This is a genomic window from Nonomuraea fuscirosea (assembly GCF_003001935.1).
GTDB classification, from domain to species: Bacteria; Actinomycetota; Actinomycetes; order Streptosporangiales; family Streptosporangiaceae; genus Nonomuraea; species Nonomuraea fuscirosea.
In genome coordinates this window covers 98,853-125,832 of sequence record NZ_PVNG01000013.1, presented here as the reverse complement: position 1 = coordinate 125,832, position 26,980 = coordinate 98,853, and the positions used below count along the sequence as shown (strand labels likewise).

26 protein-coding genes are annotated in these 26,980 nt (G+C 71.6%); 8 read left to right on the top strand and 18 right to left on the bottom strand.

Annotation, left to right across the window (positions count from 1 at the left end; translation table 11 throughout):
* Nucleotides 1–4 precede the first annotated feature (4 nt).
* The 8 genes from B0I32_RS28820 to B0I32_RS28780 form a co-directional block, all read right to left on the bottom strand.
* Nucleotides 5–745: an ABC transporter permease gene (locus B0I32_RS28820; protein WP_106245107.1), complete on the bottom strand. Its 741-nt coding sequence runs from the start codon at nucleotides 743–745 to the stop codon at nucleotides 5–7.
* Nucleotides 738–1,619, bottom strand: coding sequence for an ABC transporter ATP-binding protein (locus tag B0I32_RS28815; RefSeq protein WP_106245105.1), 882 nt, complete (start codon nucleotides 1,617–1,619; stop codon nucleotides 738–740). The genes B0I32_RS28820 and B0I32_RS28815 overlap by 8 nt, the downstream gene beginning before the upstream one ends.
* Entirely contained in the window at nucleotides 1,616–2,044 is a 429-nt protein-coding gene (locus B0I32_RS28810) for a winged helix-turn-helix domain-containing protein (RefSeq protein ID WP_245956094.1), read from the bottom strand. The genes B0I32_RS28815 and B0I32_RS28810 overlap by 4 nt, the downstream gene beginning before the upstream one ends.
* Nucleotides 2,041–2,661 (bottom strand): hypothetical protein, encoded by a 621-nt coding sequence (locus tag B0I32_RS28805; RefSeq protein WP_106245103.1) that lies wholly within the window; start codon nucleotides 2,659–2,661, stop codon nucleotides 2,041–2,043. Before B0I32_RS28805 ends, B0I32_RS28810 begins: the two co-directional genes overlap by 4 nt.
* Before the next feature lie 82 nt (nucleotides 2,662–2,743).
* On the bottom strand, nucleotides 2,744–4,669 hold the full coding sequence (locus B0I32_RS60100) for an amino acid ABC transporter ATP-binding/permease protein (RefSeq protein ID WP_245956112.1): 1,926 nt from the start codon (nucleotides 4,667–4,669) through the stop codon (nucleotides 2,744–2,746).
* Between the two features lie 8 nt (nucleotides 4,670–4,677).
* Nucleotides 4,678–6,714 (bottom strand): thiol reductant ABC exporter subunit CydD, encoded by a 2,037-nt coding sequence (cydD, locus tag B0I32_RS28790; RefSeq protein ID WP_245956093.1) that lies wholly within the window; start codon nucleotides 6,712–6,714, stop codon nucleotides 4,678–4,680.
* 6 nt (nucleotides 6,715–6,720) lie between these two features.
* Nucleotides 6,721–7,488, bottom strand: coding sequence for a cytochrome d ubiquinol oxidase subunit II (locus B0I32_RS28785; RefSeq protein WP_106245101.1), 768 nt, complete (start codon nucleotides 7,486–7,488; stop codon nucleotides 6,721–6,723).
* Nucleotides 7,489–7,500: 12 nt separating this feature from the next.
* A complete protein-coding gene (locus B0I32_RS28780; RefSeq protein ID WP_106245099.1) occupies nucleotides 7,501–8,673 on the bottom strand; it encodes a cytochrome ubiquinol oxidase subunit I in 1,173 nt (390 codons plus the stop codon).
* A gap of 88 nt (nucleotides 8,674–8,761) precedes the next feature.
* On the opposite strand from B0I32_RS28780, the gene B0I32_RS28775 reads away from it, so the two are divergent.
* Nucleotides 8,762–9,097: a helix-turn-helix transcriptional regulator gene (locus B0I32_RS28775; protein WP_106245097.1), complete on the top strand. Its 336-nt coding sequence runs from the start codon at nucleotides 8,762–8,764 to the stop codon at nucleotides 9,095–9,097.
* Between the two features lie 24 nt (nucleotides 9,098–9,121).
* Here the strand turns inward: B0I32_RS28775 and B0I32_RS28770 are convergent, their stop codons facing one another.
* Nucleotides 9,122–9,796, bottom strand: a complete 675-nt coding sequence (locus B0I32_RS28770; protein ID WP_106245096.1) for a permease prefix domain 1-containing protein — start codon at nucleotides 9,794–9,796, stop codon at nucleotides 9,122–9,124.
* A 100-nt stretch (nucleotides 9,797–9,896) separates the two neighbouring features.
* Here B0I32_RS28770 and B0I32_RS28765 point away from each other — a divergent pair, with 100 nt between their 5' ends.
* The 3 genes from B0I32_RS28765 to B0I32_RS28755 are packed head-to-tail and all read left to right on the top strand — an operon-like array spanning nucleotide 9,897 to nucleotide 11,006.
* A complete protein-coding gene (locus B0I32_RS28765) occupies nucleotides 9,897–10,250 on the top strand; it encodes a VOC family protein (RefSeq protein WP_106245402.1) in 354 nt (117 codons plus the stop codon).
* On the top strand, nucleotides 10,247–10,582 hold the full coding sequence (locus B0I32_RS28760; RefSeq protein ID WP_106245094.1) for an ArsR/SmtB family transcription factor: 336 nt from the start codon (nucleotides 10,247–10,249) through the stop codon (nucleotides 10,580–10,582). Before B0I32_RS28765 ends, B0I32_RS28760 begins: the two co-directional genes overlap by 4 nt.
* Entirely contained in the window at nucleotides 10,566–11,006 is a 441-nt protein-coding gene (locus B0I32_RS28755) for an SRPBCC family protein (RefSeq protein ID WP_106245093.1), read from the top strand. The genes B0I32_RS28760 and B0I32_RS28755 overlap by 17 nt, the downstream gene beginning before the upstream one ends.
* Before the next feature lie 60 nt (nucleotides 11,007–11,066).
* Here the strand turns inward: B0I32_RS28755 and B0I32_RS28750 are convergent, their stop codons facing one another.
* Complete coding sequence (locus B0I32_RS28750) at nucleotides 11,067–12,452, bottom strand: pentapeptide repeat-containing protein (RefSeq protein ID WP_181307886.1); 1,386 nt, start codon at nucleotides 12,450–12,452, stop codon at nucleotides 11,067–11,069.
* A gap of 104 nt (nucleotides 12,453–12,556) precedes the next feature.
* On the opposite strand from B0I32_RS28750, the gene B0I32_RS28745 reads away from it, so the two are divergent.
* On the top strand, nucleotides 12,557–14,245 hold the full coding sequence (locus B0I32_RS28745) for an ExeM/NucH family extracellular endonuclease (protein WP_106245090.1): 1,689 nt from the start codon (nucleotides 12,557–12,559) through the stop codon (nucleotides 14,243–14,245).
* A 171-nt stretch (nucleotides 14,246–14,416) separates the two neighbouring features.
* On the top strand, nucleotides 14,417–14,791 hold the full coding sequence (locus B0I32_RS28740) for a thioredoxin family protein (RefSeq protein ID WP_106245088.1): 375 nt from the start codon (nucleotides 14,417–14,419) through the stop codon (nucleotides 14,789–14,791).
* A 66-nt stretch (nucleotides 14,792–14,857) separates the two neighbouring features.
* On the opposite strand, the gene B0I32_RS28735 is transcribed toward B0I32_RS28740, so the two are convergent.
* The 3 genes from B0I32_RS28735 to B0I32_RS28725 form a co-directional block, all read right to left on the bottom strand.
* The gene (locus tag B0I32_RS28735; RefSeq protein WP_106245086.1) at nucleotides 14,858–15,625 is read right to left on the bottom strand and encodes an SAM-dependent methyltransferase; all 768 of its coding nucleotides are present in this window, start codon (nucleotides 15,623–15,625) and stop codon (nucleotides 14,858–14,860) included.
* A gap of 184 nt (nucleotides 15,626–15,809) precedes the next feature.
* Nucleotides 15,810–17,147 carry a class II 3-deoxy-7-phosphoheptulonate synthase gene (locus B0I32_RS28730; protein WP_106245085.1) on the bottom strand — a complete coding sequence of 446 codons (1,338 nt, stop codon included), beginning with the start codon at nucleotides 17,145–17,147 and terminating at the stop codon, nucleotides 15,810–15,812.
* 91 nt (nucleotides 17,148–17,238) lie between these two features.
* Nucleotides 17,239–18,435 carry an FAD-dependent oxidoreductase gene (locus B0I32_RS28725; RefSeq protein WP_106245083.1) on the bottom strand — a complete coding sequence of 399 codons (1,197 nt, stop codon included), beginning with the start codon at nucleotides 18,433–18,435 and terminating at the stop codon, nucleotides 17,239–17,241.
* Between the two features lie 119 nt (nucleotides 18,436–18,554).
* On the opposite strand from B0I32_RS28725, the gene B0I32_RS28720 reads away from it, so the two are divergent.
* A complete protein-coding gene (locus B0I32_RS28720; RefSeq protein WP_106245081.1) occupies nucleotides 18,555–19,409 on the top strand; it encodes an anti-sigma factor in 855 nt (284 codons plus the stop codon).
* A gap of 154 nt (nucleotides 19,410–19,563) precedes the next feature.
* Nucleotides 19,564–21,804 (top strand): M64 family metallopeptidase, encoded by a 2,241-nt coding sequence (locus B0I32_RS28715; RefSeq protein WP_219912039.1) that lies wholly within the window; start codon nucleotides 19,564–19,566, stop codon nucleotides 21,802–21,804.
* On the opposite strand, the gene B0I32_RS28710 is transcribed toward B0I32_RS28715, so the two are convergent.
* Genes B0I32_RS28710 through B0I32_RS28690 form a run of 5 tightly spaced genes read right to left on the bottom strand, consistent with a single transcriptional unit; the run spans nucleotide 21,748 to nucleotide 26,935 of the window.
* Nucleotides 21,748–22,743 carry a phosphotransferase family protein gene (locus B0I32_RS28710; protein WP_106245080.1) on the bottom strand — a complete coding sequence of 332 codons (996 nt, stop codon included), beginning with the start codon at nucleotides 22,741–22,743 and terminating at the stop codon, nucleotides 21,748–21,750. The two genes, B0I32_RS28715 and B0I32_RS28710, sit on opposite strands and share 57 nt — an antisense overlap.
* Nucleotides 22,744–22,763: 20 nt before the next feature.
* Entirely contained in the window at nucleotides 22,764–23,762 is a 999-nt protein-coding gene (locus tag B0I32_RS28705) for a LacI family DNA-binding transcriptional regulator (protein ID WP_106245078.1), read from the bottom strand.
* Nucleotides 23,743–25,155 (bottom strand): GH1 family beta-glucosidase, encoded by a 1,413-nt coding sequence (locus B0I32_RS28700; protein WP_106245077.1) that lies wholly within the window; start codon nucleotides 25,153–25,155, stop codon nucleotides 23,743–23,745. The genes B0I32_RS28705 and B0I32_RS28700 overlap by 20 nt, the downstream gene beginning before the upstream one ends.
* Nucleotides 25,152–25,982: a carbohydrate ABC transporter permease gene (locus tag B0I32_RS28695; RefSeq protein WP_106245075.1), complete on the bottom strand. Its 831-nt coding sequence runs from the start codon at nucleotides 25,980–25,982 to the stop codon at nucleotides 25,152–25,154. The genes B0I32_RS28700 and B0I32_RS28695 overlap by 4 nt, the downstream gene beginning before the upstream one ends.
* A complete protein-coding gene (locus B0I32_RS28690) occupies nucleotides 25,979–26,935 on the bottom strand; it encodes a carbohydrate ABC transporter permease (protein ID WP_106245074.1) in 957 nt (318 codons plus the stop codon). Before B0I32_RS28690 ends, B0I32_RS28695 begins: the two co-directional genes overlap by 4 nt.
* Between the last annotated feature and the right edge of the window lie 45 nt (nucleotides 26,936–26,980).

Here is a 26,980-nt window from a genome sequence, read left to right as displayed (position 1 = left end):
CAGTTCAGGAGAAGCGCCGGCCCTCGTCACGGCGGTAGGCCCAGCCCGCCGCCAGCGCCGCCAGCACGGTCCACACCGCCAGCGAGACCAGCGCCACCGGATCGGGCGTGGTCTGCGCCATGACCGCCCAGAGCAGCTCGGCCACGCCCCTGGTAGGGGTGAACGGCGAGACGACCTGGATGAAGTCCGGCAGGATCGCGGGCGGCAGCAGCAGCCCGCCCAGGATCGCCAGCGGGAAGAACAGGATCTGCGACACCGCGATCGCGCCCTTGGCCGCCGTCAGATAGCCGATGAGCAGGCCCAGCAGCATGAACGGCACGGTGCCCGCGACCAGCACGCCCAGCCCCGCCAGCAGCTGCGGCGCCGTGAACGTCGCCTCGGTGAACAGCGCCCCGACCACCAGCACCGGAACCGCCGAGGTCACCGTCGTGACGAGCGTGGCCAGGATCCGGCCGGTGAAGTGGGCCGCCGGCCCGGCGGGCAGCGTGCGCAGGTAAGGGCTCCACGGCTGCTCGCGGTCCTGGGCCACGGTGATGCTCAGCCCGATGAGCGCCCCCGACATCGCGCCGAAGAACATCAGCGACCCGGTGGCCATCGTGGCGGCCCGCGGATCCTGGCCCGCGAACGGCACCACGAACGCCACCATCGAGATCGCGGGGAACAGGGCGCCCGCGATCAGGCCGATGGGCACCCTGACCTGTTCGAGCAGGAGGTATCGGGTGTGCGCGAGGGCCAGGCTAGACATGCGCGGACTCCTTCGTGGTCAGGGCCAGGAAGGCCTCCTCCAGGGTGGTCGGCCTGATCTCGAGGCCGGAGAACGGCGTGCCGCTCCGTACGAGCTCGACGACCAGCCGGTCGGGATCGGTGGTCACCAGGGTGGTGCGGCCGTCCACGCGCTCGCTGCCGAGCACGCCCGGCAGCTCGGGCAGGTCGCCGGCCACGAGCGAGACGCGCCGCACGCCCACCAGATCGCGTACGGCCCTGACGGTGTCGTCGGCGAGCACGCGGCCGGAGCCGATCACGACCACGCGCTGCGCCAGCGCCTCGATCTCCTCCAGGTAGTGGCTGGTCAGCAGGACGGTGCCGCCATCCTCGTGGAAGGACCTGATGCCGTCCCACAGGGCGTGCCGCGCCTCGACGTCGAGGCCGGTGGTCGGCTCGTCGAGGAACACCAGCCGCGGCCGGCCGGCGAACGCCAGCGCCACGGCCAGCCGCCGCCGCTGCCCGCCGGACAGCCCGCCGACCTGCCGCCCGGCCAGGTCGTCCAGCCCGAACCTGGCCAGCAGCTCCTTCCGGCCGGCCCGCTCGCGGAAGTGGGCCGACACGAAGTCGACGATCTCCTTAACCCTTAACGACTCGGGCAGCCCCGTCTCCTGCGGCGTCACCCCGATGCCGCGCCGCATCACCGGGTCCAGCGGCGAGCCGCCGAACAGCTCGACCGTGCCGGACGTGGGCCGGCGCAGCCCGGCGAACAGGTTGATCAGGGTGGACTTGCCCGCCCCGTTGGGGCCGAGCAGCCCGACCAGCTCGCCCGCCCCGATGTCGAGCGAGAGCCGGTCGAGGGCCAGGACCTGGCCGTAGCGGCGGGTGACCTCGTGTGCCCGGGCAAGGACCGTCATGGTCTTCCTCCAGCGTTGTCCAGCAGCGCACGGACCGCCTTCGTGTACTCCTCGAAGGCCAGCCGCCCGCGCTTGGTGAGAGCTACGAACGTGACGGGGGTGCGGCCCCTGTGGGTCTTGTTGATCCGGACATATCCGGCGTCTTCCAGCTTGGTCAGGTGCACCGACAGGTTGCCCGCGGTCATGCCGAGCAACTGCTTCATCGAGTTGAACGCCATCTCGTCGCCGTCGGGCAGGACGTTGAGCGTGGCGACCACGCGCAGCCTGGCCTGAGCGTGGATCACGGGGTCGAGCTCGGGCACGCCGAGCTCGGGCCCGTGACGATCGGGCACGTCGCGATCGGCTGCGGTGCCGCCGGGCCCGTGGCGATCGGACGCGGTGCCGTCGGGCTGGGTGTCGCCGGGCCGGGTGTCGTCGTCGCTCACTTGTGACGCCTCAGCCACAGCCCGATGACGATGAAGCCGCCGCCCAGCAGCACGGCCGTGAGCAGCGCGTGCCAGCCCGCGCCGAGCAGCACGCCGAGCGCGTCGACGCCGGCGACCCAGGCGCCGACGAAGAACATCTGCCAGTTGCTCCAGACAGCCCCGCCGGCCATGTGCAGGACGGCCACCACCATGAGCGAGCTGCCCGCCCAGAGCAGGCCGCTCTCCTCCGGAGGCAGGTGCGGGCTGAGCCTGAGCGCGATGACCGTCATGAGGAACATCCCGGCGAACCACGCGTAGCCGTACATCGCCCCCTTCGTGGCGGAGCCCCCGCGCACCAGCCGGTTCATCCGCACCATGCCGAACACGGCGAACGTCCCCGCGACGACCTGGCCCGCCATGAGCACGCCGACCGCCTGCATCTGCGTGATCGGCGCGTAGGGCTGCCCGTCGAGCCCGTAGTGCAGGAAGAGCGCGGTGAAGCCGAACAGCCAGGCCACGCCCCACGGCACGTAGAGCAGGACGGTGTCGGCGTAGAGCATCTTCACCGTGGCGGCGTTCTGCTCCTCCATGACGCGGAGCATCTCTTCAGGGCTCGGCGCGCGATCGTCGTCCACCATGCAAACTCCTCGAGTCAACAAACTAGTTTGCATCATAAACCTGATGGCGCCGCAAACGCCATCGGGAGCGGTGAATCGCGCCTTACCGCCGGGTGAGGACCTCGGACTCCCACAGGTCGCGGTAGTAGCCGGGCACCGAGACCAGCTCGTCGTGCCGGCCCCGCTGGACGACGCGGCCCTCCTCCAGCACCACGATCTCGTCGACCAGCTCCAGCCCCTTGAGCCGGTGCGTCACCAGCAACGTCGTCCGCTCGCGGGTCACGTCGAGCAGGTCGCTCATCAGCCGGTCGGCCGCCTCCTCGTCCAGCGCCTCGGCCGGCTCGTCGAGCAGCAGCACCGGCGGGTCGTAGAGGAGGGCTCTGGCCAGGGCCAGCCGCTGCAACTGGCCGCCGGACACGGTCCTGCCGTCCTCACCCAGCTCCGCGTCCCACCCGGTCCGCTCCACCCACTCGCCGAGCCGGGCGTCGCGCACGGCCTGCGACAGCCGCTCGTCGTCGGCCTCCGGACCGGCCAAACGCAGGTTGTCGCGCAGGCTGGCGCGGAAGATGTAAGGGTCCTGGGTGAGACCGGTCATCAGCGTCCGTACGTCGTCGCCGGACAGGTCGCGCAGGTCGGTGCCGTTCACCCTGACCGCGCCCGACTCGGGCTCGACCAGCCGCATCAACGCGGCCAGCAGGGTGCTCTTACCGGCCCCGCTGGGACCGACGATCGCGACCCGCTTGCCCGGCGTGAGCCGCAACGACACACCGTCGAGCGCCGGCCGCCCACTCGCCATGGCCGGCGGCACCACATCGCCCACCGGCGGCACCACACCGCCCACCGGCGGCACCACACCGCCCGCTTGCGGCACCACACCGTCTGACTGCGGGAGCCGCCCGTCGCCGCCCGGTGCGGGGACGCCGCTGTCCGGCGAGCGTGCGTCGCCGGGGGAGGGGAACGAGGAGGCGTCGCCGGGAGCGGAGGGGCGCCGGCCGGGGGCGGGGCGGGGTGACGCGTCGCCCATGGCCGTGAGGTCGTCGCCGTCGTGGGCGGGGTGGCGTACCACCAGGTTGTCGATCTCGACGGTCAGCGGGCCCTCCGGGCGGGGGGCGGGTGCGGGCGGTTCGGTGGTGGCCGGGGCGGTGGCGCGTATCTCGCGCAGGCGCCTGAGCGCGGCCGTGATGCCCGCCATCCGCTCGCCCGCCGCCGCCAGGGGCAGCACGGGCTCGAACGCGACCAGGGACGTCAGCGCGAGCACCGCCGTACCGACCGAGCCCGCCCCCGCCCTCTGCGCGATCAGCACCACGGCGGCCACCGTCAGCCCCTGCACCAGGGTGCCTCCGGCCAGGGCGGCGGCGTGCACGCGGGCCTGCCGTCGCTCCAGCGCCGCCAGCGCGCCGTCCGCGGCCAGGGCCCTGTCCAGCGCCTGCCCGTCGGCGCCGTACGCCGCCAGGTCGGCCGAGCCGTGCACCAGGTCGGCCACCCGGCCCGCCAGCGCCGCCCGCGCCGGGGCGATCCTGGCCGACCAGCGCCTGGCCGCGGCGGCCGTGCCCGCGGGCAGCAGCACCCCGGCCACCACCAGGCCCGCCACCAGCACCAGCGCCGACACCGGCAGGATCGTCAGCCCGACGACGACGGCGGCCAGTCCCGCGATCGCCGCCGCCGCGGCCGGGAGCAGGCAGCGGACGAGCAGGTCCTGTACGGCCTCGGTGTCGTCCACCATCCGGCTCAGCAGGTCGGCGCCGCCGTGCCGGGGCCGCTGCGGCGGGATCAGCGCCTCGTACAGCCGCTCCCTGGTGCCGGCCTGGGCACGGAGGGCGACGTCGTGTCCGGTGAGGCGCTCGGCGTAGCGGAAGACGCCCTTGCCGGTCGCGAACGCCCTGGTCGCCACGATCGCCACGCTCAGCGCGGCCAGCGGCGGCTGCTCGGCGGCCCGCGTGATCAGCCAGGCCGCTGCGGCGATGAGCCCCAGCCCGGCCAGATCGGCCGCCGCCCCGGCCAGCACCGCCCAGAAGAGCCGCACCCCCATGCGCCGGTTCACCGCCCACCCCTTTCCCGCCACGCCACCGTCACCCGCTCCTGCACGCCACCCGCCGATCCGGCCTGCGCCGGGTCCGCCTGCGCCGGGTCCGCCTGTGCTGGGTCGGCCTGTGCTGGGTCGGCCTTCGTCGGGTGCACCGATGTCCCATCGTCAGGCGGCGAATCTGTAGATGCCGGGTCCGTGCCTTGCGGGTCGGAAGGTGTCGGGTCCGCGTGTGTGGTGCCCGGGTGGGTGGTGCCGGAGGGTGGGGTGGCGGTGTCGGAGACGATGTGGCCGGCGTGGATGCGGATGACGCGGTCGGCCAGGTCGATCATGGCGGGGCGGTGGGCGACGATGATCGCCGTGCGGCCCCTGGACAGCTCGGCGGTGCCCGCCACCACGGCGGCCTCGCTGCGGCCGTCCAGGCGGGCGGTGGGCTCGTCCAGCAGCAGCACCGACGCGGCGGGGCGGCAGAACGCCCTGGCCAGCGCGATGCGTTGGCGTTGGCCCGCCGACAGGTTGGTGCCGCGTTCGCCGAGGACGGTGTCGAAGCCCTCCGGCAGGTCCGCGACGAAGTCCGCGTGGGCCGCGCCGGCCGCCCGGCGTACCTCGTCCAGGGAGGCCGAGGGCGCTCCCAGCCGGATGTTGTCGGCCACCGAGGTGGCGAACAGGTGCGGCCGCTGCGCCACGAACGCCAGCCGCGCGCGCCACCGCGTCAGGTCCAGCTCGCGCAGGTCCACGCCGTCCACGAGGACCCGCCCCTCGGACGGGCTGATGAAGCCGAGGACGAGGTGGAGCAGGGTGCTCTTGCCGCCGCCGCTCTCCCCGACCAGGGCGACCCGCTCGCCCGCGCCGATGGTGAGCGACACGTCCTCCAGGGCCGGCACGTCGCGATCCGGGTAGCGGACGGTCACGTTCTCGAGCCGGATCTCCGGCGTGCCTTCGAGACGGGCTCCCGGCGCACCGCCGGTTCGGAGGTTCGGGCCGCTCGCGGGGACGCCGGTGCCGGGGTCCGGGTCACTCGCGGAGGCGCTCATTCCGGGGTCCGGGTCGGCTGCGGAGGCGCTGGTGCCGGGGTCCGGGTCGGCTGCGGAGGCGCCGGTTCCGGGGGCCGGTTCGTCGGAGGTCCGGTCCAGGACGGCGAAGGCCGCGTCGGCGGCGGCCACGCCCTCCATCGAGGCGTGGAAGCGCGTCCCCATCGCCCGCAACGGCAGGTAAGCCTCCGGCGCCAGCAGCAGCACCAGCAGCGCCGTCGTCAGGTCCAGGGACCCCCCGAGCAGCCGCAGGCCGATCGGCACCGCCACCAGGGCCAGCGACAGCGACGCACAAAGCTCCAGCACGAGCGACGACAGGAACGCCACCCGCAACGTCCGCATGGTGGCGCCCCGGTGCGCGTCGGCGATCTCCTTGATGACGGTGGCCTGGTAGCGGGCCCGGCCGAAGGCGCGCAGGGTGGGCAGGCCGCGGACGACGTCGAGGAAGTGTCCGCCGAGCCGCGACAGCGCCAGGTACTGCCGTTCGGTCACCGCCTTGGTGGTCATCCCGACCAGCGCGCCGAAGATCGGGATCAGCGGCAGCGTGATCAGCACGATCACCGCGCTGCCGAGGTCGGCGGCGAACAGCCGGATCAGCACCGCGACCGGCACCACTGCGGCCACCGCGATCGACGGCAGGTAGCCGGTCAGGTAGTCGTCGAGCCGGTCGAGGCCGCGCCCGGCCAGGGTGACGAGCTCGCCCGAGCGGTGCGCGGCGAGCCGGGCGGGGCCGAGCTCGCGCAGCCGTTCCAGCAGCCGGTGCCGCAGCGCGGACTTCACGCCCGTCGCGGTGCGCCCGCCGAAGATCCCCTGCGTCCACGCCAGCAGCGCCCGCGCGCCCACCGCCGCCGCCAGCACCGCGAGGGCGGCGGCGGTGAAGCGGCCGGACAGCACCCCCGCCAGCAGTTCGGCCTGCACCAGCACGAGCAGCCCCGCCAGCAGGGCGGCGGCCATGGTGACGCCCAGGTGGCGGCGCACGGAGCGCTCGGCCCGCATGAGCGCGAGAAGATCCTTGTGCACGTTTCCTCAGAAGAACGACGGGAGGAGCCGGACGGCGTCCTTACCTGGCCGGAAAGTGCGCCATACCCATACTTGCGCGCCCAGCATGATGGGTGCGAACGGCAGGACCATGAGACTGAGCACATTCAGCGTGGCAGGCGGCGCGCTGTGCGCCAGCAGGTACGGCATGGCGCCCCCGAGCACCCCCAGCGCGGGCAGCGCCGCGACCAGAGCCGTCCCCAGCAGCACCCGCCCCGCCCTGGTGACCCCGAACACGCCCGGCAGCCGCCAGCCCAGGAACGTCCATCCGTGGAAGGCGAACAGCAGCGTCACCACCACGCCCAGCATGAGGCCCACCGGATGCACGGGGGAGGCGGCGAAGCCGGTGGCGGCCGCGTACAACGTCATGCCCCAGCCCACCGACAACCCCAGGGAGCCGAACGCGATCGCGCCGTCCCAGAAGCCGCGCCACAGGGCGCCGTCCAGCCGGCGGCGGAACCACAGCCCGGCGTCGCGCAGGACCCAGCACAGCAGCATGGCCACGACCAGCGGATACAGCCCGAACAGCACGTCGTGTTCGAGCAGCGGGTAGACGCCGAACAGCGTCCCGGCCACCGCCACCAGCCACACCTCGTTGGCCAGCACGTACGGGGCCACGGCGGCCACCATGCGGTCCCGGTTCGCGCGGGTCCTGCCGAGCACCGGCAGCAGCAGCCCGACGCCCAGATCGAACCCCTCAAGGGCGAAATATCCGGCCAGCAGCACCGTGAAGACGGCGAACCAGATCACTTCCATGCTCAGCACTCCTCAGTAGCTCAGCGCGGGGGCGCGCGTCTCGTCGGCGGTGGCGCCGAGGTCGAGCCCGTACGGGCCGCGCCTGATCACCCGGGCGATGAGGACGTAGTCCACGACGGCCAGCAGCCCCAGCACCGCCGCGAACCCGATGAGCGAGCCCGTGACCATGCCGGAGGTCAGCCCCGGCGACAGGGCGTCGGCCACGGTGAGCCGCTCCCAGATCATCCAGGGCTGCCGCCCGATCTCCCTGGCCATCCAGCCCAGGATCGACAGCACGAACGGCAGCGGCGTCATCGCGATCAGGATCGGATGCGTCCACCGGAGCCGCGGCAGGACGGAGATCATCGGCAGCATCACGAGCAGCACGACGAGCCCGAGCAGCTGCCCGATCTCGATCATGAAGCCGAGCCCGACGGCGGCCAGCGGGTCGCGGCCGGAGCCGAACTTGCCCTCCGCGACGCCGCCGAACTGGGCGTACCCGAAGCCCATGGCCAGGAAGATGCCGACGGCGGCGGTGACCACGCCGGTGCGCAGGGACCGGGTGAAGAACTCCACCTCGGGGGTGCGCCGGCGCAGCCGCCACGCGCTCGCGCCCACCAGCACCATGCCGCCGGTGAACAGCCCCGCGCCGATCACGTGCGGGAAGGAGAAGACGAGGGCCTTGTTCGTGAGCAGGGCGCCGAAGTCGGTCAGGTGCATGCGCCCGCCGCCGACCACCGCCCCGGCCGGGTTCTGCAGGAACGAGTTGGCCACCATGATGAAGAACGCGCTCGCGTACGCCGTCAGCGTGACCGCCCAGATGCAGGCCACGTGCGCCCACCTGGGCAGCCGCCCCCACCCGAAGATCCATAGTCCGAGGAACGTGGACTCCAGGAAGAAGGCGATCAGCGTCTCCATGGCCAGCGGCGCGCCGAACACGTCGCCCGCGTACCGCGTCAGCCCGCTCCAGGTGAGGCCGAACTGGAACTCCATCACCAGCCCGGTCACGATGCCGAGCGCGTAGTTGATGACGTAGACCTGCCCCCAGAACCTCGTCATGGCCTCGTGCACCGGCCGGCCCGACCGTGCCCACCGCGTGTGCATGATCGCCACCAGCGGCGCCAGGCCGAGCGTGAGCACCACGAACAGGAAGTGCAGGCTGCCCGTCACCGCGAACTGTGTCCGCGCCAGATCGACTACGTCCATCACCGCTCCGTCGTCGTACGTCTTCTTATGAGTAGCCAGTCTACATGTAGTCTGTCTACATGAGGGATCGGTGTTTAGGATCGGAGTCATGAATCCGGACGCGCTTCGCGGGCACATGGACGCGCTGCTGCTCTCAGTTCTGGAGCGGGAGCCGCTGCACGGCTACGCCATCATCGAGGCGCTGCTGGAGCGGAGCGGGGGCGCGCTCAACGTGCCCACCGGCACCGTCTATCCGGCGCTGCGCCGGCTGGAGCGCATCGGCTACCTGTCCAGCGAGTGGGCGACGGTCGGCGGGCGCAAGCGCCGCACCTACCGGCTCACCGCCTCGGGCCGGAAGCAGCTGGAGGGGGAGCGGTCGGCCTGGCGGGAGTTCACGAACGTGATCGGCGGCGTCCTGCGCGCCGAGGCGACCGCCCAAGGCTGAGCGGCAGGGAGTCTCAGAGCGGGCTCAGGCGGTCCGTACGGACGCCCGCGTGATCCGCACGCACCGGGTGGCGCCGTAGACCTGCAGCCCCCACATCGCCAAGGTCACCAGGTTGGCCAGCAGGGCCGGCAGCGCGGTGAGGGTGTTGGGGGAGGCGGCGCCGGTGCCGTACGACAGCACCAGGCTCAGCCCGAAGGTGACCGGCAGCGCCGTCCAGACCAGCACGCCCAGCGACCTGGTCGCCAGCCGCGGCCGGCGGATCCAGCGCGAACCCCGGCTCAGCGCGAACGTGACGAGGCCGCCGTACACGCCGACGCCCAGCTGCACGACGTCGAGCAGCCGCGAGACGACCGGCCACCAGGCCGGCTGCGACGCCCACGCCTGCTCGGTGGCCGGGTAGAGCCGCCACAGCACCGACCACATGGCCACCGTGATCGGCACGCTGACGAACAGCAGCAGGCCCAGCCGCCGCCCCGAGTGCGCGGTCAGCTCGGCCTGGTAGCCCGGCGCGATCTCGGCGACGGCCCCGAACTCCGTCACCGCCAGCCGCTCCGCCTCCGCCCGGCCGAGCCCTTCGGCCTCCAGCGCCTCGGCCGTGTCGAGCAGGCTGTCGCGGGCTTCGACGACCAGGTCCCGCTTGGGTCCGTGCGGGCCGGCCAGGGCGTCGTCGAGCTCGGCCACGTAGTCGTCGATGAGCATGCCCCCCAGTCTACGAAGGCCGCGCTCGGGGTCCCATCCGGGAAGCCCCTGATATTTCCGGGCTTGTCATGTAGGAAAAATCCTACGTATAGTGGCCGGCATGCCGATCTCATCGATCCTCACCGTCACCGTGCCCGTCACCGACCAGGAACGGGCCCTCGCCTTCTACACCGGCGTGCTCGGCTTCGAGGTGCGCACCGACAACCCGTTCCCCATGGGCCGCTGGCTCACCGTCGCGCCCAAGGGCGCCGAGACCTCGTTGCTGCTGGCCGCCTGGTTCCCCGACATGCGGCCGATCGGCGGCCTGGTCGTCGCCGCGCCCGACCTCGACGCGCTGGCCGCCCGGCTGGCCGAGCACGAGGTCGCCTTCGAAGGGCCGGACCCGCAGCCGTGGGGCCGTCAGCTGCTCTTCCACGACCCGTTCGGCAACGGCTTCGTGGTCAGCCAGGCGTGACGGCCGACCACGTCTTCACGGCGCTGGCCAGCCCGGCCAGGCGCGAGCTGCTGCGGCTGCTGCTCGACGAGGGCGCGCAGCCCGCCGGCCGGCTGGCCGAGCGGTTCGACATGAGCAGGCCCAGCGTGTCGGAGCATCTCAAGGTGCTCAAGGACGCCGGGCTGGTCGCCGAGAGCCGCAGGGGCAGGGAACGCCACTACCGGCTGGAGGCGGGGCCGCTGATGGAGATCCGCGACTGGCTCAGCCCGTACGAACGGTTCTGGCGGGAGCGGCTCGCCGGCCTCGTGACCCTGCTCGACGAGATGGAGGACGACGATGTCCCGCCCCGCTGACGACAAGAGCGCGATCAGGCTCGATCAGTTCATCGCGCACCCGCCCGCCAAGGTGTGGCGGGCGCTCACCGAGCCGGAGCTGGTCGCCCGCTGGCTCATGCCCAACGACTTCAGGGCGGAGGTGGGGCACCGGTTCACGTTCACCACCACGCCCAAGAAGCAGGTCGGTTTCGACGGGATCGTGTACTGCGAAGTGCTGCGGATCGAGCCGGAGAAACTGCTGAAGATCAGCTGGAGCGACGGCGGGAGCGCCGACTGGACGGTCACGTGGCGGCTGGAGCCCGAGGGGAAGGGCACCCGGCTGTTCCTCGACCACGAGGGCTTCGACCCGGGGGACGAGCTCCAGCAGCTGTCGCGGCGCATCATGGGCGGCGGCTGGCCGCGCCACTTCGGCGCCATCGAGGCCATCGCGGCCGGCCTCTGACGGCCTCTGACAGTCTCTGACGGCCGCGCCCTCCAGGAAGGCGCCTGCCGGGACCCCGGCTCAGCCGGTCCAGGTGGAGTGGACGGGGACGGAGGGTAAGGCGGGTGCGCCGGTGTGGCCGGTGGCGTGGGAGGCCGTGCTCCACAGCACCGCCGCCGCGGTGATCGCCGCCACCAGCGCGCACCACGCCGCCGCCCGCCCCATCCGCATGCCGTACCCGCAGACGAGCCACGACACCGACAGCCACCACCCGTGGCCGGCCTGGCGGCGCATCTCCATGGCCGCGAACGCGAAGTCGGCCGCGGTCGCGCGGTCGCTCGGCCGCAGGCCCGCGTAGAGGGAGGCCAGGCTGTCGGGCGAGGCGCCGGTGTCGCCGGCGTGACCGTGGCCGCGCCTGGTGTGCTCGTCGGCCAGCGCGCGCCGCCGCGAGAACCAGCGCAGCATCGGCCAGCGCAGCCCCACCTGGACGCCGCGCGGCGTGAGCGCGAACGTGCAGTCCTTGACCCGCACCCCCGACGGATGGGCGAGCCCGGCGAACCGGCACGACGACAGGTCGAGCCCGAACAGCTCCAGGCTGGCCGCCTCGACCTCCCGCAGCGAGGTCAGCGTGGACCTGCCCCGGCCCGTCACGGTGGCGGGCCCGCGCAGCCGCGCGCCCTCCAGGTCGGCCTGCGCGTCGGTGAGCCGCACCGTCAGCGGCCCCGTCACCTCCACGCCGCGCAGGTCGACGCCGCAGCGCGTGACCACCACGTCGAGCAGCCCGTCGGCGCGGGCCCTGGCCGCCGACAGCCGGCCGGTGGCCGACAGGTACGCGTCGGCCGCGAAGTGCGCCGCGTCGAACCCGGCGTGCCCGCTGACCTTGCGGAACGACAGCGTCCGGCCGAAGCGCGCGCCCCTGAAGGCGGCCCCGTCGCCGAGCCTGGCGCCGTCGAAGGTGGCGTAGCCGTCGAACCTGGCCCGCTCGCACGACAGCCCGTGCCCGAACACGGCCTGGCTGAACAGCGCGTCCCTCGCCATCACGGCCCGGTCGAGCGAGACGTGACCGCGCACGGTGACGCCGTGGAAGGACAGCTCACGCCGGAACCGCACGCCGGCCAGCGACACGTTGCCCTCGAAGCGGGCGCCGAAGAACGAGGCGAGCCGGTCGAACGTGGCGCCGTCGAGCGACACGTCGCCCTCGAACGTCACCCCGGCCAGCTTGACGTCGCCGGTGAACCTGACCCGGTCGAGCCGGGTCCTGCCGGGCCTGGCGCCGGTGGCGTCGAGCACCCTGGACAGCAGATCGCTCGTGACGGTGGTGCCGCGCAGGTCGAGCAGGCGGCCGGGGGACAGCGCGCCGAGCGCCGCGCCGAGTTGTTCTGGGGACAGATGTGCCAGGCAGAGGCCGGACGGCCGGCCGGCGATTCCGGTGCAATCAGCAGAATGCGCGCAGGTGACCCAGTCCATGCATGGGTGATACCCGCCGCGGCCGATGTCAAGGTTCGGTGATTTCATGTTCTATCCACTTTTATGTGGAATTATGCGATCTAAATTGGCTCTAAAGTGCGTGCATGCGAGCTTTATCCCAAGCCTCCTTGGCCGCCCTTCTCGCGGTGGCCTTGTGCGCCGGTCCCGCGGCCGCCGAACCGGCGGCCCCCTGTGACACCCCGGCCACCCACCGCATCAACCAGGTGCAGGGTGACGGTGACGCCACCCCGCTGGCCGGCCAGACGGTGCGGGTCGAGGGGATCGTCACCGGCGACTTCCAGCGCTCCGACCAGCTCAGCGGGTTCTTCCTGCAGGATCCGCGCCCGGACGCCGACCCGCGGACGTCCGAGGGGCTGTTCGCCTTCGCCAGGGACTCGGTCAAGGACGTCAAGCCCGGTGACCGGGTCCTCGTGACCGGCCGGGCGACCGAGTTCAACGGCTGGACCGAGCTGTCGCCGGTCACCGCCGTGGACGTGTGCGGCACGGGCAGGGTGAAGGCGCGGTCGTACCGGCTGCCCTCCGACGGGCTGGAGCCCGTCGAGAACATGCTGCTGACCTTCCCGCAGCCGCTGACCGTGAGCGAGCACTACAACCTCGGCCGCTTCGGCGAGGTCGTGCTCTCCTCGCAGGGCCGGCTGTTCCAGCCGACCGACCGCCGGGGCGTCGACGCCGCGCTGAACGAGCGCCGCTCCCTGCTCGTCGACGACGGCTCCACCCGCGAGAACCCGGCCACCCTGCCGCCCATCGTGCGCACGGGCGACGTGGCCGCCGGCGTGACAGGCGTGCTCGGATACGGATTCGGCGCCTACCGCCTGCAACCCACCAAGCCCGTGAACTACCTGAACGCCAACCCGCGCCTGCCCAAGCCGTTCCCGGTCGTCGGGAACGTCAAGGTGGCCTCGTTCAACACGCTCAACTGGTTCACCACCCTCGGCTCCAGAGGCGCGAGCGACGCCGAGGAGCAGCAGCGCCAGCTCGCCAAGCTGGTCGCCGCGCTCAAGGGGCTGAACGCCGACGCGGTGGCCCTCATGGAGGTCGAGAACAACGGCCAGACCGCCCTGCAGGCGCTCGTGGACGCCGTCAACGCCCAGGTCGGAGCCGGTACGTACGCCGCACTCGCGCACCCGTTCCCCGGCACCGACGCCATCCAGGTCGGCCTCATCTACAAGCCCGCCAAGCTGACCCCGGTCGGCGCGGCGAAGTCCTCGCAGGACGCCGTGTTCAGCCGCCCGCCGCTGATCCAGACCTTCCGCAGGAAGGGCGGCGGCCAGCCGTTCACCATGCTGGTCAACCACCTGAAGTCCAAGGGCAGCTGCCCGTCGAGCGGCCCCGACGCCGACCAGGGCGATGGCCAGAGCTGCTGGAACCCCACCCGCGTGGCCCAGGCCCAGGCGCTGCTCGGCCTCGTCGAGGACCAGGACCTGCCCAACCCGATCGTGCTCGGCGACCTCAACGCCTACGGCGAGGAGGACCCGATCGACACCCTGGAGGCGGGCGGCCTGACCAGCGTCACCAAGCGGTTCGTGCCCGAGCCGCTGCGCTACAGCTACCTGTTCGACGGGCTGGCGGGCGAGCTCGACCACGCCCTCGTCGGCAGGCAACTGCTCAAGCGGGTGACGAGCGCGACGATCTGGCACATCAACTCCGACGAGCCGCGCATCCGCGACTACAACCAGGAGTTCAATCCGCCCGGCCTCTACCAGCCGGACGCCTACCGCTCCTCCGACCACGATCCGCTGGTCATCGGCCTGACGCTGCCCGGCGGCCACTGATCCATGACGGGCCCCCTGAGGGGGACACTGAAGGGGACCCTGACGCGGGCGCGGCAGGCACGGGGCCGCGCCCGCCCGCCGGGCATGGAATGCTGGTGATGGGTACGTGGTTGACTCGAATGCATTTCAGCGACAAACCGCACGACAGCGACAACGAGCGAGGAGCCACTTGTGGCGACCATCGAAGTAACAGAGAAGAACTTCAACGACATCGCCGACAAGGGGATCGTGCTGCTCGACTTCTGGGCCGAGTGGTGCCCGCCGTGCAAGAAGTTCGGGCCGATCTTCGAGCAGGCGTCCGACAAGCATGGCGACATCACCTTCGGCAAGATCGACACCGACGCCGAGCAGGGGCTCGCGCAGGGATTCGACATCACCTCGATCCCCACGCTGATGGCGATCCGTGACGGCATCGTGGTCTTCGCCCAGGCCGGCGCCATCCCCGGCCCCGCGCTCGAAGACCTCATCCGCCAGGTGAAGGCGCTCGACATGGACGCGATCAGGGCCGAGCTCAGCGAGGAGCTGAAGAACGCCCAGCAGAACTGACCCCTCGCGCGAAAGACCCCGCCCTCACGGGCGGGGTCTTCGCATGTCCGGCGGAGGATCCGATCGTCAGGGCTTGCGGCCGACCCCCACGTAACCGAACGTGATGCCGTTCCCCGGCGCGTCCGGGTCCTCCGGGCGCCAGCCGTTCGGGTACGTCAGTCCCGGCTCCGCCAGCTCGTAGCCGTCGAAGAAGCGCAGGACCTCCTCCCGCGTGCGCAGGTTGAGCGCGGCGGTGGCCCGGCGGTAGATCTCCAGCGCCTGCGGGGTGGTGTCCGGGGTGCTGTCCACGGCGTGGCTGATGACCAGGTGGCTGCCCGGCGCGCTGGCCTCGCGCAGCTTCGTCACCACGTCGTAGGCCTCGTCGTCCGGGATGAAGTGCAGGATCGCCAGCATGAGGAACGCCACCGGCTGCTCGAAGTCGATCATCGTGCCGAGCCTGTCCAGCAGCGCCTTGGGCTCGCGCACATCGGCCTGGAGGAAGTCCACGTTCTCCCGCCTGGCCAGCAGCGCCCTGCCGTGCACGCACACCACGGAGTCGTAGTCCACGTACACCACGCGCGCCTCCGGGGCGATCTCGTGGGTGTTGCCCTGCGTCGGCAGGCCGGCGCCGAGGTCCACGATCTGCCGGACGCCCTGGTCCACCAGATGCCGCACGGCCCGGCGCAGGAACGCCCGGTTCGCGCGGGCGCCCTCCTTGGTGTGCGGGAAGGTCTGGAGGATCTGCTCCGCGGCGGCCCGGTCGGCCGCGAAGTTGTCCTTGCCGTCGAGAAAATAGTCGTACATTCGCGCGACGTTGGGGACGTTCGGGTCGACCCCCTCTGGAGCATTATCCACGGATCATCTCCCGAAAAATTAGTGTCTTTCGGGGCGATCATAGCCCTGGAGTCACAGGGTTCACCGGCGGTTCGTCACGTACGGCAATGAGACCTGAATCACTTTCACCTCAGCCGCTCACCGCGAAGGCCCGGCCGGGTGAGGGTCGCCGCCGGAGGGCCGGCGGCGACAGGGCGACGGGAGGTCAGCCGCGGTAGAGCTCGGCCACGCGGAAGGCCAGGTCGAGCGACTGGCTGCGGTTGAGCCTGGGGTCGCAGGCCGTCTCGTAACGGGTCGCGAGGTCGGTCTCGCCGATCTCGTGCCCGCCGCCGACACACTCGGTCACGTCGTCGCCGGTGAACTCGATGTGGATGCCTCCGGGGTGCGTGCCGAGCGAGCGGTGCACCTCGAAGAAGCCCGCCACCTCGTCCAGCACGTCGTCCACGCGGCGCGTCTTGTGCCCGCTCGGCGCCTCGAAGGTGTTGCCGTGCATCGGGTCGCAGATCCACGCCACCCGGGCCCCGGTCGCCGTGACCTCCTTGACCAGCGCGGGCAGGTGCTCGCGGATCTTGGCGGCGCCCATGCGGGTGATGAACGTGAGCCGCCCCGCCTCGTTGCCCGGATTGAGCTTGTCGATGAGCGCCAGCGCCTCGTCCGGCGTCGTCGTCGGGCCGAGCTTGACGCCGATCGGATTGCGGATCTTGGAGAAGAACTCGACGTGGGCCCCGTCGAGCTGGCGGGTGCGCTCGCCGATCCAGACCATGTGCGCCGACACGTCGTAGGGCAGGCCCGTACGCGAGTCGATGCGGGTGAGCGCCTGGTCGTAGTCGAGGATGAGAGCCTCGTGCGAGGAGTAGAACTCGACCGTGTGGAACTCCTCGGGGTCGGCCCCGCAGGCCCGCATGAACGCGAGCGCCTGGTCGATCTCCCTGGCCAGCTGCTCGTAACGGCGGCCGGCCGGCGACTCGCCCACGAAGTCCTGGTTCCAGGCGTGCACCTGGCGCAGGTCGGCGTAACCGCCCTTGGTGAAGGCCCGGGCCAGGTTGAGCGTCACGGCCGAGGAGTGGTACGCCTTGAGCAGCCGCCACGGATCGGGCCGGCGCGCCTCGGGGGTGAAGTCGAACCCGTTGACCATGTCGCCCCGGTAGGCGGGCAGCTCCACCCCGCCCCGGGTCTCGGTGCCCTTGGAGCGCGGCTTGGCGAACTGCCCCGCGACCCGGCCGATCTTCACCACCGGCACCCGGCCGGCGTAGGTCAGCACGATGGCCATCTGCAGCAAGGTCTTGAGCTTTTGGCGCACGTTGTCGGCCGTGGCGCCGGAGAAGGTCTCGGCGCAGTCGCCGCCCTGAAGGACGAACGCCTCACCACGCGCGACGGCGGCCAGCTGCTCCTTGAGCTGGTCGCACTCGCCGGCGAAGACCAATGGGGGCAGGCCGCCGAGCTCGGCGACAACCTTGTCGAGCTCGCCGCGGTCTGGCCAGTCAGGCTGCTGCGCCGCGGGGAGGGCTCGCCAGGTATCGAGATCCACTAGATTGCTGCTCACGAGATACGAGGGTATTCCACTGGCTCGGCCCCACCGACCCCCATGTCCACGTTGTGAGAATGCGGTTATACCTGTACGAACCCAGAGGCAGTCAAAGTTCCTTTACCGCCACGTGCTCGGGTCTGACACCGTGGCCGATGAAGCGCGGCGCCAGCAGGCCGACCAGCGGGAATCTGGTCAGGTCACGCGGCAGCCTGGTCGGGTCGAGCCGCCGGTTCAGCGCCGGGCCGATGACCCGGTTCTGCACCAGCCGCTGGGCCGCCTGGGTCACCCTGGTCGGGAGCATGCGCCGGCGCTGCAGCCGGTGCAGCGTCCGCTCGGGGATCGGCGCGCCTGTCCTGAGCGCTCCGGCCAGCAGGTTGGCGGTGGCGACCGCGTCCTGCACGGCCAGGTTGATGCCGACCCCGAAGACCGGCGACATGGCGTGCGCGGCGTCCCCGATGCACAGGAATCCCGGCCGGTGCCAGCGGCGCAGCCGGTCGAGCCGGACGGTCAGCACGCTGACGTCGTCGTAGCCGCCGATCCCGGCGACCCGGTCGGCCAGCCACGGCATCAGCCTGGCCACGGGCTCGCGCAGCGCGTCGATGCCCTGCCGGCGCATCTCGTCGTAGCCGCCCTTGAGCACGAGATAGGCCAGCTGCCAGTAGCTCTCGCGGTTGATCGCGACCATCATGCGCCCGTCGGCGAGGCGCAGGAACGTGTCGTCCCGGTCGGTGTCGTGGCGGGGGAGCCGGAACCAGACCACGTCCATCGGCGCGCCGAGGTCCTCGGGCACCAGGCCCGCGCGGGCGCGCAGCGCCGAGTACCGCCCGTCGGCGGCGACCGTCAGGTCCGCCCTGATCTCGTGCTCGCCTGATCCGTCGCGGTAACGCAGCCCGCGGACGGCGCCGCCCTCGCGGATCAGGTCGTACGCCTCGGCGTTCATCAGCAGCCGGAAGCCCGGATAGCGCTCGGCCGCCGACGTGATGAGCGTGAGGAAGTCCCACTGCGGCACGAACGCGATGTACCTGTACGTGCCCCGCAGCCCGCGCAGGTCGGCCAGCCTGACGTCGCCGGCGTCGGTGACCAGGCTGATCTCGTACGCCTTGCGGTGCGGGATCTTCATGAACTCCGGCGCCAGTCCCAGCTCGTCGAGCACCTGCAGCGTCGAGGGGTGGATCGTGTCACCCCGGAAGTCGCGCAGGAAGTCGCCGTGCTTCTCCAGCAGCGTCACCTCGACGCCCGCTCTGGCCAGCAGCAGGGCCAGCATCGCGCCGGCGGGTCCGCCGCCGGCAATCACACACCCCATAATTCATCACCCAATGAGATTGTCTCATGTCGCCGGAAAAGAGCAAGGCCGGGACCATCCGGCGTGCCCGAACGGCCGAAGTACATGCGTGAGCCGCCTCTCACACCAGGGAGTGGACGATGAAGGATGAACTCCACACCCTCTCTGGCGCCTACGCCGTGCACGCACTGCCGTACGCCGAGTGGGTGCGGTTCGAGCAGCACCTGCACGTGTGCCAGGGCTGCTCGGACGAGGTACGACGGTTGCGCGAGACCGCCGCGAAACTGGCCGAATCGGTGGCCGAGCCGCCGCCCACGGCACTCCGCGGCCGCCTGCTCGCCGCCGCTCACCGCTCCCGCGACCCCGAACACCGCCCCGGGCTCTGGAGGGACCCGGCGGCCTGGCCGCACACCACCGCGATCGAGCCGCCCGTCACCGGCGACGGGCCGCACCGCACCGCCGAGGGGCCGTACGTCGCCGCACCCGGCCCGTACCTCGTCGCTGACGGCGGGCTGCCGGTGCCGGGGCGGCGGCGGACGAGGGTCATGGCGGCGCTGACGGCCGTCTGCGCGGCGGCGGCCGTCGCGCTCGGCGTGGTCGCCTTCGACGCCCGGCGCGACCTGGAGGAGGCCGCCACCCGGAACGAGCGGCTGGTCGCGGTGCTGGCCGCGCCCGACGCCGAGACGCTGCGCCGGCCGATCGCCGCCGGCGGCACGGGCACGATCGTGGTCTCCCGCGACGCGGGCGGCGTGCTGTTCACCTCGTCGGGCCTGCCGGAGCTGCCCGCCACGAAGGCGTACGAGCTGTGGCTGATGGACCCGCGCGGCCCCCGCCCGGCCGGACTGCTGCACCGGGGCGCGGACGGGATGACCGCGCCCCTCGTGCTGGTGGCGCTGCAGCGCGACGATCGCGTCGCGCTGACCGTCGAGCCCGCCGGCGGCTCCGACCACCCGACCACACGCCCCATCCTGCTGGCGGAACTCCCGCGCGCCTGACCGCGCGGGCCCGAGCGCGCGGCCCTGTCTGGACGGGTTCTGATCAGGCGGCCCCGACCGGAACGGGTCTGATCGTGACATGTCCCCGAACGAGATGGTTTCGACCGTGATGGGGGATGGACGCGCGGGCCGTGGCGGTCCGATAGTGCTGATCATGCGTATCTTCGCGGCCCTGACTCTGGCCGCCGCCATGTTATGCGTCTCTCCGGCCGCCCAGGCGAGCGCCGCCCAGGCGAGCGCCGCCGAGCCGGGCTCGGCCACGGTCGTGCCCGTGCAGGTCACGGGGACGACCGCCAAGCGGTTCAACCTGATCGTCATGGGTGACGGCTACACCGAGGCCGAGCAGGAGAAGTTCCGGGCCGACACCGACCGGCACCTCAACGTCATGTGGTCGATCGAGCCGTTCAAGTCCTACCGCAACTACATCAACGTCTACCGGATCGACATCGTCTCCGGCGAGTCGGGCATCAGCTGCGACCCCGGGCTCGATGCCCCGCGCCGGACGACCCCGCTGAGCATGGGCTTCTGGGGCCAGTGCAACCCGGGCAGCGTCCAGCGCCTGATCACCATGGACAACACCGCCGCCACCCGCTACGCCAACCTGGTCACCGGCACCTCCTCGGCCAACCGGCAGATCCTCGCGCTGGGCAACAGCGGCACGTACGGCGGCGCGGGCGGCTCGTACGCCACCGCCTCCGGCAGCAACAGCATGTCGGCCCTGATCAGCCCGCACGAGCTGGGCCACTCCCTGGGCGGGCTGCAGGACGAGTACGACTACTACCAGCGCGGCGTCCCCGGCGGCCCGTACGCGGGCCCCGAGCCGTCCAGCGCCCACCACACGCTGCTCACCGAGCGCGAGATGCGCGACCAGCGCAGGAAGTGGTGGCGCTGGCTGGGCGAGCCCAGCGAGTCCGGCGGCCCGATCGGCCGCTACGAGGGCGGCATGTACGCGACGACGGGCGTGTGGCGGCCCAGCGCGCACTCGATGATGAAGACCCTCGGTTACTACTTCGACCAGGTCAGCCGCGAGGTCATGGTGCGCAGCATCACCGCCAAGACGATGGTCGTCCAGGACGCCACGCCCTCGGGCGCGCCGGTCGGCGCCGACCGGGTGCTGTGGGTCGAGCCGATGCGCCCCGTCGGACACTCCCTGGTCACCACCTGGAACGTGGACGGCCGGGACCTGCCGGGCGACCGTGACACCCTCGACCTGCGCCCGCTCGGCCTGGCCCAGGGCCGGCACACGGTCACCGCGACCGTCTCCGACCCGACCGCGTTCGTCCGCGACCCGGACGTCAGGGCGGCCATGACGAGGACCCGCACCTGGACGGTGGACACCGCGATCACCACCCCGCCGGACGCCGCCGAGCCCGCGTTCGTCTCCTCCACCCCCACCGACCGGCCGCTCGGCCGCGCGGACGTCGTGTACGTGGAGACCACGCACCCCGCGCAGACCGTCCCCCAGGTCACCTGGACGCTGAACGGCGCCCGGTACGAGGGCACCGACCTGGACCTGGGCGAGCTGGACCTGAAGCCGGGCACGCACACCCTCACCGCCGCCCTCGGCGGCCAGACCCTGACCTGGACGATCGACGCCACCGGACCGGCCACCGCGTACGAGCTGTCGCGCCCGCTGGCCCGCTCCGGCCACACCTACGTCTACAACGGCCCCTTCACCATGCGCCTCACCGGCACCGACGACCAGGACGGCTACGTCGTGTCGGAGTCGCGGGTGGACGGCGACGGCTGGTTCAACTACTTCGGCTGGCCCACCTCGTCGCAGCTGCCGTGGACGTTCTCGGAGCAGGGCACGACGATCGACTCGCTCGTGTACGGCAGGCTGCCGCGCGGCCGGCACACGATCGAGTACCGCTCGATCGACGCGGCCGGCAACGACGGCGATCCAGGCCGGTTCACCGTCACCACGATCGCTCCGCCGCCCGCCTGCACCCGCACCGTCACCGGCGTGCACCGCGGCGCGCTCGTCGTGTCCTCGGGGGTCACCTGCCTCGACGGCGCCGAGGTGACGGGGGCGGTCACGGTCAGGCCCGGCGCCTCGCTGGTCGTCACCGGCGGCCGCGTCACCGGCGCGCTCACCGCCGCGGGGGCCGCGCAGGTGCACCTGCTCGGCGCGCGCGTCAGCGGCGCGCTCGCCGTGAGCGGGGCGGGCAACCTCACCGTCGTGGGCGCCGACCTGCGCGGCGCCGCGCTGCTCAGTGGCAACACCGCGCCGATCCTGTCGGGCAGCACCATCGCGGGCGCGCTCGCCTGCTCGGGCACCATGCCGGTCGACCTCGGCGTGCCGAACACGGTCAAGGGCGGCGGGGCGTGCGCCGACCTAGCCGACGGCTCCAGGGGACGTGCGTACGAGGCGGTCGAGCACCCCGCTCAGTGAGGCCGTCGCCTGGTCGCGGACCCTGGCGTACTCGTCCTCCGGGTACTGCCGGGGTCCGTTCTCGATCAGCAGGATCAGGTAGAGGTAGGCGCGGTAGAGGTCGAGCCGGATCATCGCGGCCGGCGTGAGCTCCAGCGGCGTCACCTCGCGGTAGCCCGCCAGCAGCGGATCGTCCTCGGTCAGCTCGCCGAAGATCGTCGGGGTGACGAACTCGGCGAGCGGGTCGCCCCAGAAGGCGCGCTCGTGGTCGATGATGGCCTCGATCCGCGGCGTGCCGCGCAGGTCGAGGAAGACGTTGCCGGCCCACACGTCGAAGTGCACCAGCCGCGGCGTGGTGACCTCGTCCAGCGCGGGCGCGGCGGCCTCGAACACCTCCATGATCCGCGCGGCCGGCAGCGGCAGCGGCGCCGGGTAGCGCTCGGTGTCGCCCAGCAGCGCCGCCACCATGGCCAGGAACGCCTCCCGCCACGTCGCGCCCACGATGCCGGCGTGCGGATAGCCGAACACCTCACCCGTCACCGCGTTGAACCGGGCCAGGTGCGCGCCCAGCTCCCGGCGCAGCGCGGCCTCGCCCTCGGGCTTGACGTCGTTCCACGACACCCCGTTCAGCGCGGCCAGCAGCAGGTAGTCGCCGCCCAGCACCGGGTCGTCGAAGCCGGCCCGCAGCAGCCCCGCCACCGGCACGCCCGCCTCCAGCGCCAGGCCGATGGCGGCGGCCTCCATGCGCAGCAGGTTGGTCTCGTAGCTGAGCTGCCGCAGGTCGGGCGGCGGCGACAGCTTGAGCACCACCTCCCGCCCGTCGTCCAGCTTCAGCCGCCAGACGGCGTTGGCGTAGCCGTCGGTCAGCTCGGTGGCGCTGGCGACACCCGTGCCCACCGCCCGCCGGACGAGCGCGTCCAGCTCGGCGGGCGCTAACCGGCGCTTGGTCCTGCTGTCCACAAGGACCCCTCTCGCGAATGTCAGGCGGACTCGCGCCGCACCAGGTGGGTGTCGAGGATCACGACGGGCTGGCGCAGCTGCTCGCCGTTGATCCTGGCCACCAGCAGTTGCGCCATCTGGCGGCCCATCGCCTCGGTCGGCTGGTGCACGGTGGTCAGCGGCGGGTCGGCGTGCAGCGCGGCCTTGGAGTCGTCGAACCCGATCACCGCGACGTCGCCGGGGACCGCCCGGCCCTGGGCCTTGAGCACGCGCATCGCGCCCAGCGCCATCGGGTCCGACGCGGCGAAGACCGCGTCGAGATCGGGATGGGCCCGCAGCAGCTCGGTCATCGCGGTGGCGCCGCTGTGCTCGGAGAAGTCGCCGTAGGCCACCAGCTCCGGCAGGCGCGAGGGCAGCAGCGCGTCGCGGTAGCCGGCCAGCCGGTCGACGCCCACGCCCATGTCCTGGGACCCGGCGATCGTGGCGATGGCGGTGCGGCCGAGGCCCAGCAGGTGTTTGACCGCCTGCCGGGCTCCTGCCCTGTTGTCCATGTCCACGTAGCTGTAGGGGTCGAGGCCGACGGGCCGGCCGCCGAGCACGGTCGGCACGCCCATCGCCTCCAGCCGCCCCGGCAGCGGGTCGGCGCCGTGCAGCGACAGGAGCAGCACGCCGTCGACGTGCTGCCCCGTCAGGTAGTGCTCCAGCCGCGCGTGCTCCTCCGGGGTGCGCGCCATCGCCAGGATGAGCTGCAACCCGGTCTCGGCCAGCGCCGAGCCGATGCCGCGGATCGTGCCCGCGAAGTACGGCTCGTCGAAGACCCGGAACTGCGACTCGGACACCACCAGCGCCACGGTGTCCGTGCGGCGCGTGACCAGGGCCCGCGCCGCGCGGTTGGGCACGTAGCCCAGCTCGCTGATGGCCAGCTCGACGGCCTCGCGGGCCTTGGCGCTGACGTTCGGCGAGCCGTTGATGACTCTCGACACCGTGCCCCGGCCCACGCCGGCCCGGGCAGCGACTGCCTCAAGAGTCGGTCGGTTCATGTGGCCTATTCTGCCGGATGATCTCCGCGTACCAGAGCGCGCTGTCCTTGAGCAGCCGTTCCTGCGTATCGAAGTCCACATGGACCAGGCCGAACCGCTTGCCGTAACCCCAGGCCCACTCGAAGTTGTCCATCAACGACCAGGCGAAATACCCCTCCAGGGGCACCCCCGCCTCGATGGCCTCCTTGCACGCGCCGAGGTGCGCCTCCACGTACGCCCGCCGCTCCCGGTCGTGGATCCGGCCGTCGGCCAGCACGTCGTCGAAGGCGGCGCCGTTCTCCGAGACCACCATCGCGATCGGTGGGTAGTCCCGCATCACCCGGGTGAGCACCTCCACCAGGCCGTCCTCGTCGATCTCCCAGCCCATCGCGGTGACCGGCCGGCCGCCGTTGACGAACGACACGTGCTCGCTGCCCACCCACGGGGAGGCGGAGTCCGTGGGGGCCGCCGCCGCCGACGCCTTGCCGCCCGGCGCACCAGAGACGGTGAAACGGCTGTAGTAGTTGACGAGCAGCAGGTCGATCGGCGCGCCGATGGTCTTCATGTCGCCCGGCTGGATGAAGTCGTCCGGCTCCACCCGCAGGTCCGCCAGCACGTCCTCCGGATAACGCCCGGTCAGCAGGGCGTCGAGGAAGAACCGGTTCTGCAGCCCGTCGATCCGCCGGGCCGCGTCCAGGTCCCGCTCGCTGTCGGTCTCCGGGGTGACCGCGTACAGGTTCACGCAGCCGCCGACACGGCGGGCGTTCATCGCCTGCACGGCCAGCCCGTGGGCAAGGTTGAGGTGGTGCGCGCCCCTGATCGCGTTCTCCGGCTCACGCCTGCCCGGGGCGTGCTCCCCGGAGGCGTAGCCGAGAAACGCGGCGCACCACGGCTCGTTGACGGTGCTCCACGTGTGCACCCGGTCCTGCAGCGCCTCGTGCACGGCCGCCGCGTAGTCCGCGAACCGGTAGGCCGTGTCACGGTTCGGCCAGCCGCCCTGGTCCTCCAGCTCCTGGGGCAGGTCCCAGTGGTAGAGGGTGAGCCAGGGGTCGATGCCGTGCCCCAGCAGCTCGTCGGTGAGCCGCCGGTAGAAGTCCAGGCCCTTCTGGTTGATCGCGCCGGAGCCGGTCGGCTGGATCCGCGGCCACGACACCGAGAACCGGTAGGCCGTCAGCCCCAGGTCCGCCATGATCGCGACGTCTTCCGCGAACCGGTGGTAATGATCCATGGCAACGTCACCATGATGGCCGTTCAGCACCCTGCCCGGCGTCTTGGTGAAGGTGTCCCAGATGGAGACGCCGCGCCCGTCCTCGGCGACGGCCCCCTCGATCTGGTACGCCGACGTCGCCGCGCCGAACGAGAAACCAGGAGGGAAGCACAGGTCGGAACGTGTCTGTTCCTCTTGAGTCGTCACGCCTTGACCGCACCTTCCATGAGTCCGCCGACGATTTGGCGGCCGAATGCGACGAATACCGCGATGAGCGGAATGATGGACAGCGCCGTGCCCGCGAAGATCAACGTGTAGTTCGTGGAGAACCTGGCGTTGAGCGAGGTGATCGCGATCTGCACGGTCGGGTTGTCCGGGGTGAGCACGATCAGCGGCCACATGAAGTCGTTCCACATGAGCATGAACGTGTTGATGCCGAGCACGGCCATCCCGGGCCGCACGGCGGGCAGCACGACGTTCCACCAGATGCGCAGCGTGGCCGCGCCGTCCACCCGGGCGGCCTCGACCAGCTCCATCGGCACGGCCTGGCGCGTGTACTGCGTCATCAGGAACACGCCGAACCCGTTGAGCAGGTACGGCAGGATGACCGCCTTGAGCGTTCCCGTCCACTCCAGGCTCACCATGAGCCGGTAGAGCGGCACCACGCCCATCTGCTGCAGCGGCACCGCCATCGTCAGCAGCACGAGCACCAGCAGCAGGTTGCGGCCCTTGAAATTGAGGTTGGCGAACGAGAAGCCCGCCAGCGTGGAGATGATCACCACGGAGACGGTGACGACCGTCGCCACGATGAACGAGTTCGTCAGTCCCAGCAGGAACTTGGCGTCCTCGTTGTTGAGCACCGCGACGATGTTCTCGCCGAGGTTGCCGCCCGGCAGGAACGGCGGCGGCACCGAAACCGCGTCGGCGTTGGTGCGCGAGGCGATCACCAGCATCCAGTACAGCGGGAACGCCGACAGGAAGACCGCCACGCCCAGCATGACCCTGGTGAGGATGGTCGGTGACCAGTTGGTCATTTCGTGCCCCCGATCCTGCGCACGAACAGGAAGTTGATCGCCGCTCCGATGAGAATCAGCAGGAACAGCAGCCAGGCGGCAGCGGCGGCGTAGCCGTAGTCGAACTCGCGGAAACCCTGCTTGACGATGAACATGGCCACCGTCTGGAACTGGCCCTGCGAGCCGCCGTCGACGTTGCCGTTGTAGAACGTGGTCGGCTCGGAGAACAGCGTCAGCCCGCCGATCGTCGAGTTCAGCACCACGAAGATCATGGTCGGGCGCAGCATCGGCAGCGTGATCTGCCAGAACTGCCGTCGCCTGGACGCGCCGTCGATCGCGGCGGCCTCGTACAGGTCGCGCGGGATCGTCTGCATGCCGGCCAGGAAGATGATCGCGTTGTAGCCGGTCCAGCGCCAGTCGACCATGGTGGCGATGGCGATCCAGGACGGGACGCGCTCGGCCCGCCAGTTGGTGTTCTCCACGCCGAACGCGCCCAGGATCCAGTTGACCAGGCCCCAGTCGCGGGCGTACAGCTGCGTGAACACCACCGCGACCGCGACCACCGACGTGACGAGCGGCAGCAGCACGCTCATCCGGATCGCCAGGCGGAACCGGAAGCGCTTGTTCAGCGCGTTGGCCAAGAACAGCGCCAGCAGCATCTGGGGGACGGTGGCGATGAGGAACATGGCCACCGTGTTCACCACGGCCCGCCAGAAGTCGTCGTCCGCCAGCAGCGCGGCGTAGTTGTCCAGCCCGGCCCACTCCGTGGTCCCGGCCAGGTCGTAGTCGTAGAGCGAGTAGTAGAGCGTGAAGGCCAGCGGGAACAGCCCGAAGGCGGCGAACAGAATGAAGTAGGGAGACACCAGGGCGTACGGCATCGCCTTGACGTCCATCTTGGAACGCCAGCGGCGGCCTGGCGGACGATCACGGCGATGACTGTTCCGTGCCGCCCGCGTAAGGGTGTCGAGGCTCATACCAGACCTTTCAGCGGCGACATGCCCGGCCCGCCGGTGGCGGGC

Bases quoted from the DNA above. Each gene is read 5' to 3' on its own strand.
- B0I32_RS28820 (WP_106245107.1), bottom strand. From the start codon at position 745: ATGTCTAGCCTGGCCCTCGCGCACACCCGATACCTCCTGCTCGAACAG.
- B0I32_RS28815 (WP_106245105.1), bottom strand. From the start codon at position 1,619: ATGACGGTCCTTGCCCGGGCACACGAGGTCACCCGCCGCTACGGCCAG.
- B0I32_RS28805 (WP_106245103.1), bottom strand. From the start codon at position 2,661: ATGGTGGACGACGATCGCGCGCCGAGCCCTGAAGAGATGCTCCGCGTC.
- B0I32_RS60100 (WP_245956112.1), bottom strand. From the start codon at position 4,669: ATGGGGGTGCGGCTCTTCTGGGCGGTGCTGGCCGGGGCGGCGGCCGAT.
- B0I32_RS28785 (WP_106245101.1), bottom strand. From the start codon at position 7,488: ATGGAAGTGATCTGGTTCGCCGTCTTCACGGTGCTGCTGGCCGGATAT.
- B0I32_RS28780 (WP_106245099.1), bottom strand. From the start codon at position 8,673: ATGGACGTAGTCGATCTGGCGCGGACACAGTTCGCGGTGACGGGCAGC.
- B0I32_RS28775 (WP_106245097.1), top strand. From the start codon at position 8,762: ATGAATCCGGACGCGCTTCGCGGGCACATGGACGCGCTGCTGCTCTCA.
- B0I32_RS28770 (WP_106245096.1), bottom strand. From the start codon at position 9,796: ATGCTCATCGACGACTACGTGGCCGAGCTCGACGACGCCCTGGCCGGC.
- B0I32_RS28765 (WP_106245402.1), top strand. From the start codon at position 9,897: ATGCCGATCTCATCGATCCTCACCGTCACCGTGCCCGTCACCGACCAG.
- B0I32_RS28755 (WP_106245093.1), top strand. From the start codon at position 10,566: ATGTCCCGCCCCGCTGACGACAAGAGCGCGATCAGGCTCGATCAGTTC.
- B0I32_RS28750 (WP_181307886.1), bottom strand. From the start codon at position 12,452: ATGGACTGGGTCACCTGCGCGCATTCTGCTGATTGCACCGGAATCGCC.
- B0I32_RS28745 (WP_106245090.1), top strand. From the start codon at position 12,557: ATGCGAGCTTTATCCCAAGCCTCCTTGGCCGCCCTTCTCGCGGTGGCC.
- B0I32_RS28725 (WP_106245083.1), bottom strand. From the start codon at position 18,435: ATGGGGTGTGTGATTGCCGGCGGCGGACCCGCCGGCGCGATGCTGGCC.
- B0I32_RS28720 (WP_106245081.1), top strand. From the start codon at position 18,555: ATGAAGGATGAACTCCACACCCTCTCTGGCGCCTACGCCGTGCACGCA.
- B0I32_RS28715 (WP_219912039.1), top strand. From the start codon at position 19,564: ATGCGTATCTTCGCGGCCCTGACTCTGGCCGCCGCCATGTTATGCGTC.
- B0I32_RS28705 (WP_106245078.1), bottom strand. From the start codon at position 23,762: ATGAACCGACCGACTCTTGAGGCAGTCGCTGCCCGGGCCGGCGTGGGC.
- B0I32_RS28695 (WP_106245075.1), bottom strand. From the start codon at position 25,982: ATGACCAACTGGTCACCGACCATCCTCACCAGGGTCATGCTGGGCGTG.
- B0I32_RS28690 (WP_106245074.1), bottom strand. From the start codon at position 26,935: ATGAGCCTCGACACCCTTACGCGGGCGGCACGGAACAGTCATCGCCGT.